The 14,255-nt window shown below is 75.8% G+C and carries 12 protein-coding genes and 1 pseudogene; 8 read left to right on the forward strand and 5 right to left on the reverse strand.

Features of this window, described 5'->3' with window-relative positions; translation table 11 throughout:
• The first annotated feature begins 65 nt into the window (after positions 1–65).
• Positions 66–644, forward strand: a complete 579-nt coding sequence (locus K1Y72_RS11615) for an HD domain-containing protein (RefSeq protein ID WP_220165942.1) — start codon at positions 66–68, stop codon at positions 642–644.
• Positions 645–702: 58 nt separating this feature from the next.
• Entirely contained in the window at positions 703–1,479 is a 777-nt protein-coding gene (locus tag K1Y72_RS11620) for a patatin-like phospholipase family protein (protein ID WP_220165943.1), read from the forward strand.
• A gap of 2 nt (positions 1,480–1,481) precedes the next feature.
• Here K1Y72_RS11620 and K1Y72_RS11625 read toward each other — a convergent pair whose 3' ends face one another.
• Both K1Y72_RS11625 and sigE read right to left on the reverse strand, forming a co-directional pair.
• Positions 1,482–2,276 (reverse strand): alpha/beta fold hydrolase, encoded by a 795-nt coding sequence (locus K1Y72_RS11625; protein WP_220165944.1) that lies wholly within the window; start codon positions 2,274–2,276, stop codon positions 1,482–1,484.
• Between the two features lie 71 nt (positions 2,277–2,347).
• Positions 2,348–2,896, reverse strand: coding sequence for an RNA polymerase sigma factor SigE (gene sigE, locus K1Y72_RS11630; protein ID WP_308287017.1), 549 nt, complete (start codon positions 2,894–2,896; stop codon positions 2,348–2,350).
• Positions 2,897–3,087: 191 nt separating this feature from the next.
• On the opposite strand from sigE, the gene K1Y72_RS11635 reads away from it, so the two are divergent.
• Both K1Y72_RS11635 and K1Y72_RS11640 read left to right on the forward strand, forming a co-directional pair.
• Entirely contained in the window at positions 3,088–4,389 is a 1,302-nt protein-coding gene (locus tag K1Y72_RS11635) for an esterase-like activity of phytase family protein (protein WP_308287018.1), read from the forward strand.
• Positions 4,390–4,508: 119 nt separating this feature from the next.
• A complete protein-coding gene (locus K1Y72_RS11640) occupies positions 4,509–6,095 on the forward strand; it encodes an acyl-CoA synthetase (protein ID WP_220165945.1) in 1,587 nt (528 codons plus the stop codon).
• Here the strand turns inward: K1Y72_RS11640 and K1Y72_RS11645 are convergent.
• Positions 6,053–7,177: a glycosyltransferase family 4 protein gene (locus K1Y72_RS11645; protein WP_220165946.1), complete on the reverse strand. Its 1,125-nt coding sequence runs from the start codon at positions 7,175–7,177 to the stop codon at positions 6,053–6,055. The genes K1Y72_RS11640 and K1Y72_RS11645 overlap by 43 nt on opposite strands.
• Before the next feature lie 112 nt (positions 7,178–7,289).
• On the opposite strand from K1Y72_RS11645, the gene K1Y72_RS11650 reads away from it, so the two are divergent.
• The 3 genes from K1Y72_RS11650 to K1Y72_RS11660 are packed head-to-tail and all read left to right on the forward strand — an operon-like array spanning position 7,290 to position 10,649.
• On the forward strand, positions 7,290–8,102 hold the full coding sequence (locus K1Y72_RS11650; RefSeq protein WP_220165947.1) for a PIG-L deacetylase family protein: 813 nt from the start codon (positions 7,290–7,292) through the stop codon (positions 8,100–8,102).
• Positions 8,099–9,154, forward strand: coding sequence for a lysylphosphatidylglycerol synthase domain-containing protein (locus K1Y72_RS11655; protein ID WP_220165948.1), 1,056 nt, complete (start codon positions 8,099–8,101; stop codon positions 9,152–9,154). Before K1Y72_RS11650 ends, K1Y72_RS11655 begins: the two co-directional genes overlap by 4 nt.
• A gap of 49 nt (positions 9,155–9,203) precedes the next feature.
• Positions 9,204–10,649: a protein kinase domain-containing protein gene (locus K1Y72_RS11660; RefSeq protein ID WP_258572287.1), complete on the forward strand. Its 1,446-nt coding sequence runs from the start codon at positions 9,204–9,206 to the stop codon at positions 10,647–10,649.
• A 39-nt stretch (positions 10,650–10,688) separates the two neighbouring features.
• Here K1Y72_RS11660 and rho read toward each other — a convergent pair.
• A pseudogene (gene rho / locus K1Y72_RS11665) lies at positions 10,689–11,831 on the reverse strand (transcription termination factor Rho); the annotation flags it as partial.
• Between the two features lie 607 nt (positions 11,832–12,438).
• On the opposite strand from rho, the gene K1Y72_RS11670 reads away from it, so the two are divergent.
• A complete protein-coding gene (locus tag K1Y72_RS11670) occupies positions 12,439–13,197 on the forward strand; it encodes an enoyl-CoA hydratase/isomerase family protein (protein ID WP_220165950.1) in 759 nt (252 codons plus the stop codon).
• Positions 13,198–13,223: 26 nt separating this feature from the next.
• Here K1Y72_RS11670 and K1Y72_RS11675 read toward each other — a convergent pair whose 3' ends face one another.
• Positions 13,224–14,111, reverse strand: coding sequence for a hypothetical protein (locus tag K1Y72_RS11675; RefSeq protein ID WP_220165952.1), 888 nt, complete (start codon positions 14,109–14,111; stop codon positions 13,224–13,226).
• Positions 14,112–14,255: the final 144 nt, after the last annotated feature.

The raw sequence follows: 14,255 nt of genomic DNA on the forward strand, positions 1-14,255 counted from the left end.
ACCTACCCTCCGGGTGAGGTTCCTATGGCTCTCGGGACGGGTGATGCCGCTGGGAGAATGGCGGGATGGCGGACGAGAACGCGCGGCTGGCCGGGTTCCTGTACGAGGTCGGGCTGCTGAAGCGCTACAAGCGGGCCGGCTGGCTGGTCGCCGGGGTGCGCGACCCCGAGAGCATCGCCGACCACTCGCACCGGGCGGCGGTCGTCGCGAGCGTCCTCGCGGTCCTGGAGGGCGCCGACCCGGCGCGGGCCGCGCTCCTCGCCCTCTTCCACGACACGCAGGAGACCCGGATCACCGACCTGCCGTACCTGGCCCGCCCCTACACGGCGACGATGCCGAACGAGGAGGTCACCGCGCACCAGACGCGCGGCCTGCCGGACGCCGTCGCCGCCATGGTCGGGTCGGCCGTCGGCGAGTACGAGGGCGGCGAGAGCGCCGAGGCCCGCTGCGCCCGCGACGCCGACAAGCTCGAATGCCTGCTCCAGGCCGTGGAGTACGGCGAGCACGGCAACCACAACACCGGGCCGTGGGTGGAGAGCTCCCTCGCCCAGCTCGCGACCGCGTCCGCGCGGCGCCTGGCGAGCGAGGCGATCCGCGTCGGGTCGGCGGAGTGGTACGTGCGGGCCGTCCGCGGGGACGGCTGACCCGCGACCGGTCACCTGACGGATCCGCGCGCCGCCCGGCGCCCCTAGCGTCGGGGGCATGGACACCACAGGCACGGCGCTGGTGCTCGGGGCGGGCGGCCCCGTCGGGACGGCGTGGCTGCTCGGCCTCGCCGCCGGGCTGCGGGACGGCGGCGCCGACCCGGACGCCGCGGACCTGATCGTCGGGACGTCGGCGGGCGCCATCGCCGGCGCGGCGATCAGGTCGGGGCGCGACCTCGCGGAGCTCGCCGGCGTCCCCGCCCGCCCGTCCCGGCCCACCTCGACGGGCCCGACGATGGCGCGGGTCTTCGAGCTGCTGAACGATCCCGCCGTCGACCACCCCGAGCGGCTGCGCCGGGTCGGCCGGCTCGCGCTCGCCGCCGACGCCCTCGACCCCGAGGAGCACGTCGCCAACATGCGCGCCCTGCTCGGCACCGACGCCTGGCCCGCGAAGCGGCTGCTCGTCACGACGGTGGACGCCGAGCGCGGCGAGCCGCGCGTCTGGGACGGCGGCGCCCCGCTGTCGCGGGCGGTCGCCGCCAGCAGCGCCGCGCCCGGCTACGCCCGGCCCGTCCCGATCGACGGCCGCCCCTACCTCGACGGCGCGTTCGGCGGCGGCGCCTACCCGCACCTGGCGGCGGGCGCGGCGACCGTCGTGGTCGTCGAGCCGATCGCGCGCATGGCGTCGGCGGGCAGCCTCGTCCCCGACGAGCGGGGCCGCGCCGCGTTCGGCGACGACCTCGGCGACCGGTCGCGGTGGGCGCCGGTGTTCGCCGAGGGCCGCCGCCAGGGCCGCACGGAGGCCGCGGCCACCTTCGCGACCTGGCCGCGCTGACCTCAGCCCGTCAGCAGCGGATGATCACTGCCTTCGAGCAGCACCTTCGCGACCAGGTCCGGGTCGTCGCCCATCGGGACGTGCCCGCAGTCCTTCAGCCACACGAACCGGGCGTGCGGCAGGCGCTGCTGGGCGCGGACGGCCTGGGACGCCCGCAGCAGCCGGTCCCGGGTGCCCCACGCGAGCGTCACCGGGACGTCCGCGCACGCGCCGAGGAACCGCGTCGCGCGCCCCGCCCGGAGCGTCGGCTCGAACCCGGCGGCGTCGCGCATCGCCCGCGCGTCCGCGGCGAGGACCGCGGCGTCCAGCAGGTGCGGCCGGCCGTAGATCATCCCGAACATGGCGGCGCGGCGGCGCGGCGAGCGGGCGAGGCCGTCCAGCACCGCGTCCGGGACGTTCGCGGCGAGCCGGGAGGCGCGCAGCACCGCCGTGGCGTAGCGCAGCTCCAGCGCGTTGAAGAACCCGGCGGGGGAGAGGGCCGTGGCGGACGAGACGAGGCCGCGGTCGGCGGCCTCCAGCGAGAACAGGCCGCCGAGCGAGTTGCCCGCGATGTGCGGCCGGTCCAGGCCGAGGTCGGCGAACGCCTTGGCCAGCACGGTGAGCGCGGCGTCCAGGGTGTAGGGGGTGCCGGCGGGCAGCGGCGGCGAGGCGCCGAAGCCGGGCAGGTCGACGGCGATGACGTCGCGGTGCGCGGCGAGCCGGTCGAGGACCGGTTCCCACGCCTGCCAGCGGTGCCCGATGCCGTGCAGCAGGACCAGCGGCGGGCCGGACCCGCGGCGCTCGAAGACGATGTCCACGCGCCGAGGTTAGGACAGTGCGGACTTACCGGTCACGGGTGACGGTGGTCACTCCGGCGGGCGCCGGCCGGTCAGGAGGACGCGGCGGCCTCGGCGGGCCGCCGGTGCTCCAGCGCGGTGCGCAGCTGCGCCCGCCCGCGGTGGATGCGGGACCGGACGGTGCCGAGCTTCACCCCGAGCGAGGCGGCGATCTCCTCGTAGGTGAGGCCCTCGATGTCGCAGAGGATCACCGCCGCCCGGTACTCGGGGGCGAGCGCGTCCAGCGCCCGCTGGATGTCGGCGTCCAGGTGGCTCTCGTCGTAGGCCTGCGCCGGGGTCGGCTCGCGGCCCTGGAGCCGCTCGGCGGCGTCGTCGCCGAGCGCGTCGAACCGGATGCGCTGCTTGCGGCGGGCGCGGTCGAGGAACAGGTTGGTGGTGATCCGGTGCAGCCAGCCCTCGAACGTGCCGGGGCTGTAGGACGACAGGGAGCGGAACACCCGGATGAAGACGTCCTGGGTGAGGTCCTCGGCGTCGTGGCGGTTGCCCGTCAGCCGGTAGGCCAGCCGGAACACCCTGGTCGAGTGCTCGCTGACGATCTCCTCCCAGGAGGGAGGCGTCCACGCCACCGCGCTTGCGCTCACCGGTACCCCCGTCTGATACTGAATCGTTACGGCACAGCATGCCGGTACCCGGATAAGAGGGCTGTAAGAACGCCCGCGATTGGCCGGAAGCGGCGGCCCCCGCGCACGTGACACCGCTCACGGCGCGGGCATCACCAGGGGTTTCACCCGCCGCTCACCCGCACGTCACCGGCGGGCCCTAGCGTCGCGCCGTGATCTCACGTTCCGCCCTCCGGACCGCCGCCGCGCTCGCCGCCGCCGCCGCGGTCGCCGTACCGGGCGCCGCCTCCGCCCACCCCCGCCACGAGCCCGCCGGATCCGCCGTCCTGCCGCGCGTCCCGCTGAAGGCGTTCCAGAACCGCGTCCTGCCCGGCACGATCGCCGACGACCGCGGCGTCGCGCTCGGCGGCATCGGCAGCGACCTGTTCCACGAGCCGGGCGCGCCCGCCGACGAGTTCTGGGCGATCACCGACCGGGGCCCGAACGGCACCGTCACCGTGGACGGCGAGGACCGCACCACCTTCCCCGTCGCCTCCTTCGACCCGACGATCGTCCAGCTGAAGGTGCGCGGCGGCCGGATCTCCGTCCGGCGCGCCATCCCGATCACCGGCGCGCACGGCAGGCCCGTCACCGGCCTGCCGAACGTCGAGGGGCGCGAGGACGCGCCGTACTCGGTCGACGGCCGGACCAGGCTGGCCTACGACCCCGACGGCATCGACTCCGAGGGCCTCGTCCGCACCCGGAACGGCGAGTTCTGGGTGGCCGAGGAGTACGGGCCGTCGCTGCTGCACCTGGACGCGCGCGGCCGCGTCATCGAGCGGTTCGTGCCGAAGGGCTGGAAGGCCCGGGGCGTGGGCTACCCCGTGCGCGACACGCTGCCCGCGATCCTGAACGCCCGCACCTACAACCGCGGGTTCGAGGGCCTCACGGTCTCCCCGGACGGCCGCACGCTGCTCGCCGCCGTGCAGAGCCCGCTGTCCAACCCCGACAAGAAGACCTACAAGGCGTCCCGCAACACCCGGATCTTCGCCTTCGACGTGCGGCGCGGGACGGTGTCCGCCGAGTACGTCTACCGGTTCGAGGACGTCTGCTCGTTCGACCCGGCGTCCTGCGGGTCGCAGAACGAGATGAAGATCTCCGCGCTGACCGCCCTCGACGGCCGCCGCGTCCTCGTGGACGAGCGGACCGACAAGGTCGCCCGCGTCTACACCGTGGACCTGCGCGCGGCCACCGACATCGCCGGGAGCGCGTGGGACGACCCGGCGACGGCGCCGTCCCTGGAGAAGTCCGCGGACGTCCCGGCCGGCGTCGCCGCGCTGCCGAAGACGCTCGCCGTCGACCTCGCGAAGGTCGCCGGCCTCCCGGGCAAGATCGAGGGGATGGCGCTCGCCACCCCGCGCACCCTCGCCGTGATCAACGACAACGACTTCGGGCTCGGCACCTTCGGCGCGGACGGCCGCCTCGTCGACAGCGGCGTCCCGACGTCCCTGCACTACGTGCCGCTGCCGCGCTGATCCGGACGCCCTGTGACCCATCTCATTGGACGGCCTGTCAACGGGTAATTGAACACTTACGGGGTGGTGAGGATGATCGGGACGACCACCTCACCACCCCGACCCAGCGAGGTACCGGCATGGCGCGCAGCTACAACCTGGCCGATCTGCTCGAACTCCTGGCCGCGGCGGGGCCCGACCGGCCGGCCCTGGTGGCCGGCGGCGAGCGCCGCACCTACCGGGAGCTGAACGAGCGGGCGAGCCGCGTCGGGCACCATCTGGACGCGGCGGGCGTGCGGCCGGGCGAGCACGTGGCGATCCTCGCCTACAACCGGGCCGAGTGGATCGAGGCGATGCTCGGCGCCTTCAAGATCCGCGCGGTGCCGGTGCCGGTGAACTTCCGCTACGTCGCGGGCGAGCTGCACCACGTGCTGTCCGACTCCGACGCGGTCGCGCTGATCGGCGAGCGCTCGCTGCTCGCCAGGGTGCAGGAGGTCCGCGCCGACCTGCCCGGCCTCCGCCACGTCGTGGTGCTGGAGGACGGCGGCGCCAACGAGGTCCCGGACGCCGTCGGGTACGAGGAGGCGCTCGCCGCCGCCGCGTCCGGCGACGACTTCCCCGAGCGCTCCAGCGACGACCGCTACATCATGTACACCGGCGGCACGACCGGGTACCCGAAGGGCGTCGAGTGGCGCTGCGAGGACATCTTCTTCGCCGCGCTCGGCGGCGGCAACGTCCTCGGCGACCCGATCACCAGCCCCGAGGCGATCGCCGCGAACGCCGAGCAGCCGCCGATGGCCGTCCTGGACTGCGCGCCCGTCATGCACGGCGCCGGCCAGTGGGTCGCGTTCATGGGCCTGTTCAGCGGCGCGAAGGTGGTCCTCTACACGAGCCACGCCTTCGACCCCGTCGAGGCGCTCGGGCTGCTCGCCGCCGAGCAGGCCAACGTCCTCATGATCGTCGGGGACGTGATGGGCCGGCCGATCGCCGCCGAGCTCGCCAAGGGCGGCCACGACACCTCCTCGCTGTTCGCGATCGCCTCCGGCGGCGCGCCGCTCACCGACGGCGCCAAGGCCGCGCTCCAGGAGCGGCTCCCGAACGTGCTGTTCCTCGACAACTACGGCGCGTCCGAGACCGGCGCGTGCGGCCCGTCGGTCGGCGGCAAGGAGGGCACCGCCCGGTTCGCGATGAAGCCCGGGATCACCGTCCTGGACGACGACCTGGAGCCCGTCGCGCCCGGCGCCATCGGCAAGCTCGCCCGGACCGGCCACATCCCGCTCGGCTACTACAACGACCCGGCCAAGACCGCCTCGACGTTCTTCACCGACGCGCGCGGCGTCCGCTGGTCGGTGCCCGGCGACTTCGCGCAGCTGGAGCAGGACGGCACGATCGTGCTGCTCGGCCGCGGCTCCCTGATGATCAACACGGGCGGCGAGAAGGTCTACCCCGAGGAGGTCGAGGTCGCCCTCAAGGACCACCCGGACGTCGAGGACGTCGTCGTGGTCGGCCTCGCCGACGAGCGGTTCGGGCAGCGCGTCGCCGCCGTCGTCGCGCCCCGCCCCGGCACCGCGCCGACGCTGGCGGAGCTGACCGAGCACTGCCGCGGCCGCCTCGCCGGCTACAAGCTGCCCCGCGAGGTGCGGATCGTGGACGAGGTGCAGCGCACCGCCGTCGGCAAGTCCGACTACAAGTGGGCGAGGGGCGTCTTCGCCGACGCGGCCTCGTAGCAGCCGTCGAACGCCGACAGGACCGCCGGCCAGGTGCAGCGCACCGGCGCGGTGGTCCTGTTGTGCGCGGCCATGCCGTGCCGGAGCGCCGGGTCGGCGGCGAGCCGCAGCAGCGCCGCCGCCAGGTCGGCGCCCGACCGGCCGAGCAGCCCCTCGCGGCCCGGCTCGACGAAGTCGGCGACGCCGCTCGCCGCCCGCGCCACGACGGGCAGGCCCGCCAGGCGCGCCTCCAGCGCGGCGAGCCCGAACGACTCGCGGGACGCGGGCGCCAGGAACACGTCCGCGCCCGCGAGGACGGCCCGGACGGCGGGCCGGTCGAGGCGGCCGGTGAACCGCACCCAGCCCATGCGGTGCCGCCGCGCGTAGCGCTCCATGCGGCGCCGCGCCGGGCCGTCGCCTACGACGGTCGCGCGGATCGGCGCGCGCGCGCCGACGTCGCGCAGCAGCCGTAGCAGCCGCATCGGCTCCTTGCGCGGCGCCAAGCGGCCCACCGCGACGACGTGCAGCCGGTCCGCGCCGCGCACCCGCAGATGCGCGTGCGTCGCGAAATCCTCGCGCCAGTGCGCGACGTCGATGCCGTTCGACACGACCCGCACCGGGACGCGGCCGTCCACGACCCGCCGGATCGGCACGGCGGCGGCCTCGCTCACCGTGGTGACGACGAGCCCGCCGCGCCGCGCCCACGCCGCGAACAGCACCCGGTAGCAGGCCCGGCTGAACGGCCCCCACAGGCTGTGCACGGTGAGGACGACCGGCACCCCGGCCCGGCCCGCGCGCCGCACGGCCCGCCACGCGAACGGCGACACCGCGCCCGCGTGCACGTGCACGACGTCGGGCTTGCGGGCGCCCAGCACGGGCGCCAGCGACCGGCCGACCGGCAGCTCCCAGGGGAGCGGCGCGACGAGCCGGTCCACCGGGAACGGCGGCACCGCGCCCGCGCCGTCGCCGGGCCGCTCGGGCGTGGCGGTGGCGACGGCGACGTCGTGCCCGGCGGCGCGCTGCGCCCGCGCGAGCCCGTCCACCTGGACCTCGATCCCGCCGAGCCGGGGCAGGAAGCAGTCGCTGACGTGCAGGATTCTCATCGCTGGCAGTCTCGGCAGTGCGGCCGCCCCGGCGGGCGCGGCAGCCGCCGCATGGCCCAGGTTTGACGCCGCCCAGACCTGATCTTCACGGACCGCCGGGCATCTAGAAGCAGTGCGACGGACCTGCGTCTTCTTCCACGCCCATCCCGACGATGAGGCGCTGCTGACGGCGGGCACCATGGCGCGCCTGGCCGCCGAGGGGCACCGGGTGGTGCTCGTGGTGGCCACGGCCGGTGAGCTGGGTTTGACCGGGGGCGCCGGGGATCTCGGCGCGGTGCGGATGCGGGAGGTGCGGGCGTCGGCGGCGGCGCTCGGCTGCGCCCGCGTCGTCGCGCTCGGGTACGGGGACTCCGGCCTGGACGGCGCCGCGCCCGGCGGGTTCGCGTCCGCGGACGTCGCCGAGGTCGCCGCCGAGCTGGCCGGGCTGCTCCGGCAGGAGGGCGCCGACCTGCTCACCGTCTACGACCCGGCGGGCGGGTACGGGCATCCCGATCACGTGCAGGTCCACCGGACGGGGGTCGCGGCCGCCGCGCTCGCGGGCACGCCCGTCGTCCTGGAGGCCACCGTGGACCGGGACCTGCTGCTGCGGGCGCTCCGCCCGCTCGCCCGGTGGCGGCTCGTGCCGCGCGCCCTGGACGTCGCCCGGTTCGAGGCGGCGTACGCGGGCCGCGCGGAGATCACCCACCGGGTGCGGGTGCGGGCGTGGGCGGGCGCCAAGCGGGCGAGCATGGCCGCGCACGCGTCGCAGGCGACGGGCGGCGGCTCCGTCCGGACCCTCGCCGCGCTGCTGCGGCTGCCGGGCCCGCTGTTCCGGCGGGCGCTCGGCACCGAGTACTACGTGCGGCGCGACCTGCCGCCCGGCGAGGTCCACGACCACCCGCTCGCCGCCTGGCCCGCGCCCCAGCCCGCGCCGGCGGGCGGGTGAGGAGGCCGGCCCGCGTCGCGCTGTCGGCGCTGTCCCTGGCGGGCGCCGCCGCGCTCCTCGCCGCGCTGCCCTACGTCGTCGGCGCGGACTGGGAGCGCATCGGCGCCGAGCTCGGACGCCTCGGCGCCGTGCAGGTCGCGGGCCTGACGGCGCTCTGGTTCGCGGGCCTCGCGGCCTACACGTTCGTGCTGACGGCGTCGCTGCCGGGCCTCCGGCATCACCGGGCGCTCCTGATGAACGCGGTCGGCAGCGCGGTCAGCAACCTGCTGCCGCTCGGCGGCGCGGCGGGCGTCGCCGTCACCTTCGCGATGGGCCGCGGCTGGGGCCACCGCAACGCCGCGCTGGCGGTGTCGACGCTGGTCACCGGCGTGTGGAACGTGATGGCGCGGCTGCTGCTGCCGGCCGTCGGGATCGTCGCGCTGCTCCTCGCCGGCCGGGTGCCGGACGAGCGCCTCGCGACGCTCGCCTGGTTCGGCGCGGCGGTGCTGCTCGCCGCGCTCCTCGCGCTGGTGCTCGCGCTCCGCTCCGAGGAGGCGGCGCGGGCGCTGGACGGCCTCGTCCGCCGGCTCGCGCTGCGGCTCCCCGGCCGGCCCCGCGCGCTGCTGCTGAAGGCCGACGGGGCGCTGCTGGACGTCCGGAACCGGACGCTCGGGGTGCTGCGGACGGGCGGCCCCGGCCTCACCCTCGGCATGATCGCCTACCTGCTGCTCCAGGCGTGGCTGCTCCAGGCGTGCCTCGGCGCGGTCGGCGCGGGCCTCGGCGTCGCCGAGACCGCCGCCGTCTTCGCGATCAACCGGATGCTGACGACCGCCGTCGTCACCCCGAGCGGGGCGGGCATCAGCGAGACCGGCACGGCCGCGCTGCTGCTGCACTTCGGGGTGGCGCCCGGCCCGGCCGCCGCCGCGACGGTGCTCTACTCCTTCTACACCTTCGCGATCGAGGTCCCGTTCGGCGGCCTCGCCTGGCTGGCCTGGACGGCGGCCCGCCCGCGCGGCCGGGCGCCCGCGGACGGGGCGGCGCGCGCGCCCGGCCCGTCCCTGGTCAAGAAATGATTGCCCGGCGGCACGCTTGCACCGGCCCGATCCGACGAATAAATGCCCCATGGGGGTCGAACGGCGGATACCGCTAGCTCGGCGGTATCGCCTGATCGCGCCGGTGGGCCACGGGGGCATGGGCACCGTGTGGCGCGCCTACGACGAGGTGCTCGACCGCGAGGTGGCCGTCAAGGAGGTGCGGCTGCCCGCGCGCGCCTCCGAGGGCGAGCGGCGGGTGCTCTGCCGCCGCCTGGTCGAGGAGGCCCGCGCCACCGCGGCGCTCACCCATCCCGGCGTCGTCGCCGTCCACGACGTGGTCGTGGAGGACGGCCGCCCGTGGATCGTCATGGAGCTGGTGCACGCCCGGTCGCTGTTCCAGGTCGTCGCCGAGGACGGGCCGCTGACGCCCGCGCGCGCCGCCCGCGTCGGCCGCGAGGTCCTCGCGGTGCTGCGCGCCGCGCACGGCGCCGGCATCGCGCACCGCGACGTCAAGCCCGGCAACGTGCTGCTCTGCGCCGACGGGCGGGTGCTGCTCACCGACTTCGGCCTCGCCGTGCACCTGGACGACGACGGCGACATCGCCGACACGCTGGCGCCCGGCATCCAGGGGTCCCCGGCGTACCTGGCGCCCGAGCGGGTCCGCGGCGACCCCGGCGGCGAGGCGGCGGACATGTGGGCGCTCGGCGCGACGCTGTACGCGGCCGTCGAGGGCGCGCCGCCGTTCCTGCGCCCGCACGCGCTCGCCTCGATGCTGGCGGTGCTGATGGAGGAGTTCGAGCCGCCGCGCGACGCGGGCGTCCTCGGCCCGGTGATCGTCGGGCTGCTGCGGCCCGACCCGGCCGAGCGGCTGACGGCGGCGGAGACGGCCCGCATGCTGGACGCGCTGATCGACGATGACGACGACGCCCAGGACGACGGCGGCGGGGCGCGGCGACCGCCCCGGGAAGGCCGGCGGCACCCGCGGATCGGCGCGTTCGCGAGCGTCGCGGCGTTCGCCGGCGCAGTCGTGGTGCTCGGCGCCTGGACGGCGCGCTGGAACGCCGTCGGGCAGAGCGACGCGGCGACGCTCGTCCCGGTCGCGGGCGCGGTCGAGCGGACCGTCGACTACCGCGTCCCGGGCGGCTACTCGGTGGACGTCCCCGCCGACTGGCGGCGCACCGAGCGGGACGGCACCGTCCAGTGGGACGACCCCGACGCGCCGCAGCGGCTGCGGATCGCCCCGGCGCCCGGCGACGCGCTGGGCGGCCTCCGCTCGGCGGAGCGGACGGCCGAGGACGGCGGCCTGTACGCCGGGTACCACCGGCTGCGGCTGGAGCGCACGCCCGACCTCGCGGGCGGCGCGGCCGAGTGGGAGTTCACCTACCGGGGCCTGCCGGGCACGCCCGAGCTGCACGGGCTGCACAGCCGCGCCGGCGGCTACGAGCTGTCCTTCTCCGCGCCGGACGCGCGCTGGACGCCGGGCCAGCGGCTCTACGACAAGATCCTCGGCAGCTTCCGCCCCGAGGGCCACTGACCCCGTCTCTTCGAGGGACCGGCCGGTACGGCCGGAGGATCAGGCGGACTGCTGGACGCGCAGCAGGAACTCGGCGTTGGAGGCCGTCCCCTTCATCTTCTCCAGGAGCTGCTCGACGGCGCCCTGCTTGTCCATGCCGGACAGCGCGCGGCGGAGCCGCCAGTTGAGCGCCAGCTCCTCGGGCGCCATCAGCAGCTCCTCGCGGCGGGTGCTGGAGGCCTCCAGGTCGACGGCGGGGAAGACGCGGCGGTCGGCGAGGGACCGGTCGAGCTTCAGCTCCATGTTGCCGGTGCCCTTGAACTCCTCGAAGAACACCTCGTCCATGCGCGAGCCGGTCTCCACGAGCGCGGTCGCGAGGATGGTGAGGGAGCCGCCGTTCTCGATGTTGCGGGCGGCGCCGAAGAACTTCTTCGGCGGGTAGAGCGCGGTCGTCGCGACGCCGCCCGCGAGGATGCGGCTGTTGGAGGGCGCGGCGAGGTTGTAGGCGCGGCCGAGGCGGGTGATGGAGTCGAGCAGCATGACCACGTCGTGGCCCTGCTCGACGAGGCGCTTGGCGCGCTCCACGGCGAGCTCGGCGAGCGCGGTGTGCTCCTCGGCGGGCCGGTCGAAGGTCGAGTGGACCACCTCGCCGCGCACGGTGCGCAGCATGTCGGTGACCTCCTCGGGGCGCTCGTCGATGAGCACCACCATGAGGTGCACCTCGGGGTTGTTGGCGCTGATCGCGCTCGCCAGGGCCTGCAGCACCATGGTCTTGCCGACCTTGGGCGGCGACACGATGAGCCCGCGCTGGCCCTTGCCGATGGGGGACATCAGGTCGATGATCCGGGTGGCGAGGGGGCCGGTGTCCAGGCGCAGCCGCTCGTCGGGGAACAGCGGCGTGAGGCGGCCGAACTCGGGGCGGCCGGCGGCCTGCTTCGGCGGCAGCGCGTTCACGGTGTCGACGTGGACGAGGGCGCTGAACTTCTCGCGGCCCGAGCGCGGGGTGCGGGCCGAGCCCTCGACGATGTCGCCGGGGCGCAGGTGGTTGGCCTTGACCTGGGCCAGCGAGACGTAGACGTCGTCGGGGCCGGGCAGGTAGCCGGAGGTGCGCACGAAGGCGTGCTTGTCCTGGATGGACAGGACCCCGCTGAACGGGACGGTCAGCTCCTCGGCCGAGGTGGCGACCGGCTCCGCCGACTGCTGCCGCGGCACCTTCGCGGGCAGCGTCCGATCGGGGGAGATGGCGGTGGTGGGCAATGCGGTTCCCTTCTCAGGCGGACGCGTCAGCACGCGTCCGCATGGAAGTCTGTTCCCGCGTACGGCCGCTGTACCCGCGGCGCGCTGGCGGAAAGAACGAAAGAATGGCAGCTCGGTTCACCGGACCGGCTACGGCTCCCTTGGTGCGATGGCCTGGAATACACCATGCGTATACCCCGGCACTGACGAATGGGGAACTCGAACCACCGGGCGCTCAGATGGCCCGGGCGGGGAAATCACGTCCCGGCCGCTCGATCGCGCGGGGAACCAGGGCGCTACCACGAGAGTACAGCAACGTGCGCCCTTTCCGCATTCCCCGCTTCACCGGCCGGAATCAGCGGCGGCTCTTCCGCCGCGTCCCCGGCGTCTTCCGCGGGGAGGAACCGGTGGTCCTGCGAGGTGAGACGCCCGAAGCGGGCGCCGGGTTCGCGTACCGGGGCAGCGCGGTGGGCGCGGCGGCGCCCGGGGCGGGAGGGGTTCCGTCCCGCCCCGTACGATGACGGCGGACGAGCCCCGGGCGACCGAGCGCCGGGCGAGCTCAGAGGGGGGATCCATGGCCCTGCGCCGCGCCGTCGCGGACGGCATCGCGACGATCACCATCGACCGGCCGGGCAAGCGCAACGCGATGACCGCCGACATGTGGCGGGCGCTGCCGGGCCACCTGGACGCCCTCGCCGCCGACCCCGCCGTGCGGGTGGTCGTGCTGACGGGCGCGGGCGGCGACTTCTGCGCGGGCGCCGACATCGGCGAGCTCGGCGTCATCGACCGGCCGGGCGAGCCGCACCTGTCCACCGCCGCCGAGCAGGCGCTCGCGGCGTTCCCGAAGCCGACGATCGCGGCGATCGAGGGGTTCTGCGTCGGCGGCGGCTGCCAGCTCGCGGCGGCCTGCGACCTGCGGTTCGCCGCCGCGGGCGCCCGGTTCGGGATCACCCCGGCGCGGCTCGGGATCGTCTACCCGGCGGTCGCGACGGCGCGGATCGTCCGGCTGGTCGGGCCGGCGGCGGCCAAGTACCTGCTGTTCTCGGCCGAGCTGGTGGACGCCGGGCACGCCCTCCGGATCGGCCTCGTCGACGAGGTGGTGCCCGACGTGCACGCCCGCGTCGCCGCGTTCGCCGCCACCCTGACCACCCGGTCGCTGCTCACCCAGCAGGCCACCAAGCAGATCGTGGACGCGATCGCGGCGGGCGGGCCGGTGGAGGACACGGTGGCGGGCTGGCTCGCCGAGGTCGCCGCGGGCGGCGACGCCGCCGAGGGCGTCGCGGCCTTCCTGGAGCGCCGCACCCCCGCCTTCACCTGGACGGGCCGCTCCTAGCGCGTCCCGATGCGTCCCGGCGCGGGTCAGCGGGCGGCGTAGAAGCGGGACTCGGGGAGGCGGCCGAGGGCGGCGGCGGTGCCGTCGGGGTCGGCCAGCAGCTCGGCGGTGTCCTTGCGGCGAAGCTCGGCGAGGGTGAGGACGCCGCAGGCGAGCCCGGCGGGCGTCCGCACGACGACGAGCGGCCCGATCTGCGCGCCGCCGCGCTCGATGGCGTCCAGGCAGTCCAGCAGCGCGCGCGCCTCGGGCTCGACGGCGCCGCCCTCGCGCAGCACCCGCAGCAGGTCGATGAAGTCGCGTTCCAGCGCGCGCGGGCTGCGCCCCGACAGGTAGTAGCGGAGGCGCCAGCCGCTCGCGCCGCCGTCGACGGGCAGCGCCATCTCGGTGTGCAGGCCGTGCAGGCCGGCGAGCCGCTCGTAGGAGCGCGCCAGCTCGGCGCGCGCCCCGGCGTCCCCGGCGGCGAGCGCCCCGGCGACGGTGTCCACCGGGTCGGCGCCGAGGGACGCGGCGACGGCCTGGTCCAGCCGCCCGGCGAGCTGCTCGCGCACCGCCGCGACCTCGCCCGCCAGCAGGTCGATCGACTCGCGCTGGGCGGCGAGGCCGTCGTTGACCTGCGGCACGACCCGGTCGTTGATCTGGGCGACCAGCGACCCGATGCGGGCGTCCAGCTCGGCGACGGCGGCGTCCCGCGCCCCGTCGGGGGCCGCGCCGTCCGCGCCGGCGGCGCCCGCGAGCTCGTCCAGCCGCGCGCCGTGCTCGCGGCGCAGCTCGGCGACGTCCCCGGCGGTCCCCGAGAGGCGCCGGCGCAGCTCGGCGAGCTCGGGGGCCGGCGAGGTGCGCTTCCGCTCCGTCGCCAGGTAGAGCTCCCGCCCCGCGATCGCCAGGCAGAGCAGGACCAGCAGAACCGTCGTCATCATCCCCTCCAACGGGGCCATCTTGCCGGGCAAGACGCTTCACTATCTCTTCCCGCGCGGGGCCGGCAAAAGCGAAAAGGGCACATGGCGATGACCTTCGTCCGGAAAATTCCCCGGTGACTTATTTGCGGTGCCCCTTCCGGG

This window comes from Actinomadura parmotrematis (genome assembly GCF_019458805.1).
GTDB lineage: Bacteria > Actinomycetota > Actinomycetes > Streptosporangiales > Streptosporangiaceae > Spirillospora > Spirillospora parmotrematis.

What these genes read in the sequence shown, in the direction of transcription:
- K1Y72_RS11645 (WP_220165946.1), bottom strand. Translation starts at nt 7,177, where the DNA reads ATGAGAATCCTGCACGTCAGCGACTGCTTCCTGCCCCGGCTCGGCGGG.
- K1Y72_RS11620 (WP_220165943.1), top strand. Translation starts at nt 703, where the DNA reads ATGGACACCACAGGCACGGCGCTGGTGCTCGGGGCGGGCGGCCCCGTC.
- K1Y72_RS11615 (WP_220165942.1), top strand. Translation starts at nt 66, where the DNA reads ATGGCGGACGAGAACGCGCGGCTGGCCGGGTTCCTGTACGAGGTCGGG.
- K1Y72_RS11670 (WP_220165950.1), top strand. Translation starts at nt 12,439, where the DNA reads ATGGCCCTGCGCCGCGCCGTCGCGGACGGCATCGCGACGATCACCATC.
- K1Y72_RS11640 (WP_220165945.1), top strand. Translation starts at nt 4,509, where the DNA reads ATGGCGCGCAGCTACAACCTGGCCGATCTGCTCGAACTCCTGGCCGCG.
- K1Y72_RS11660 (WP_258572287.1), top strand. Translation starts at nt 9,204, where the DNA reads ATGGGGGTCGAACGGCGGATACCGCTAGCTCGGCGGTATCGCCTGATC.
- K1Y72_RS11675 (WP_220165952.1), bottom strand. Translation starts at nt 14,111, where the DNA reads ATGACGACGGTTCTGCTGGTCCTGCTCTGCCTGGCGATCGCGGGGCGG.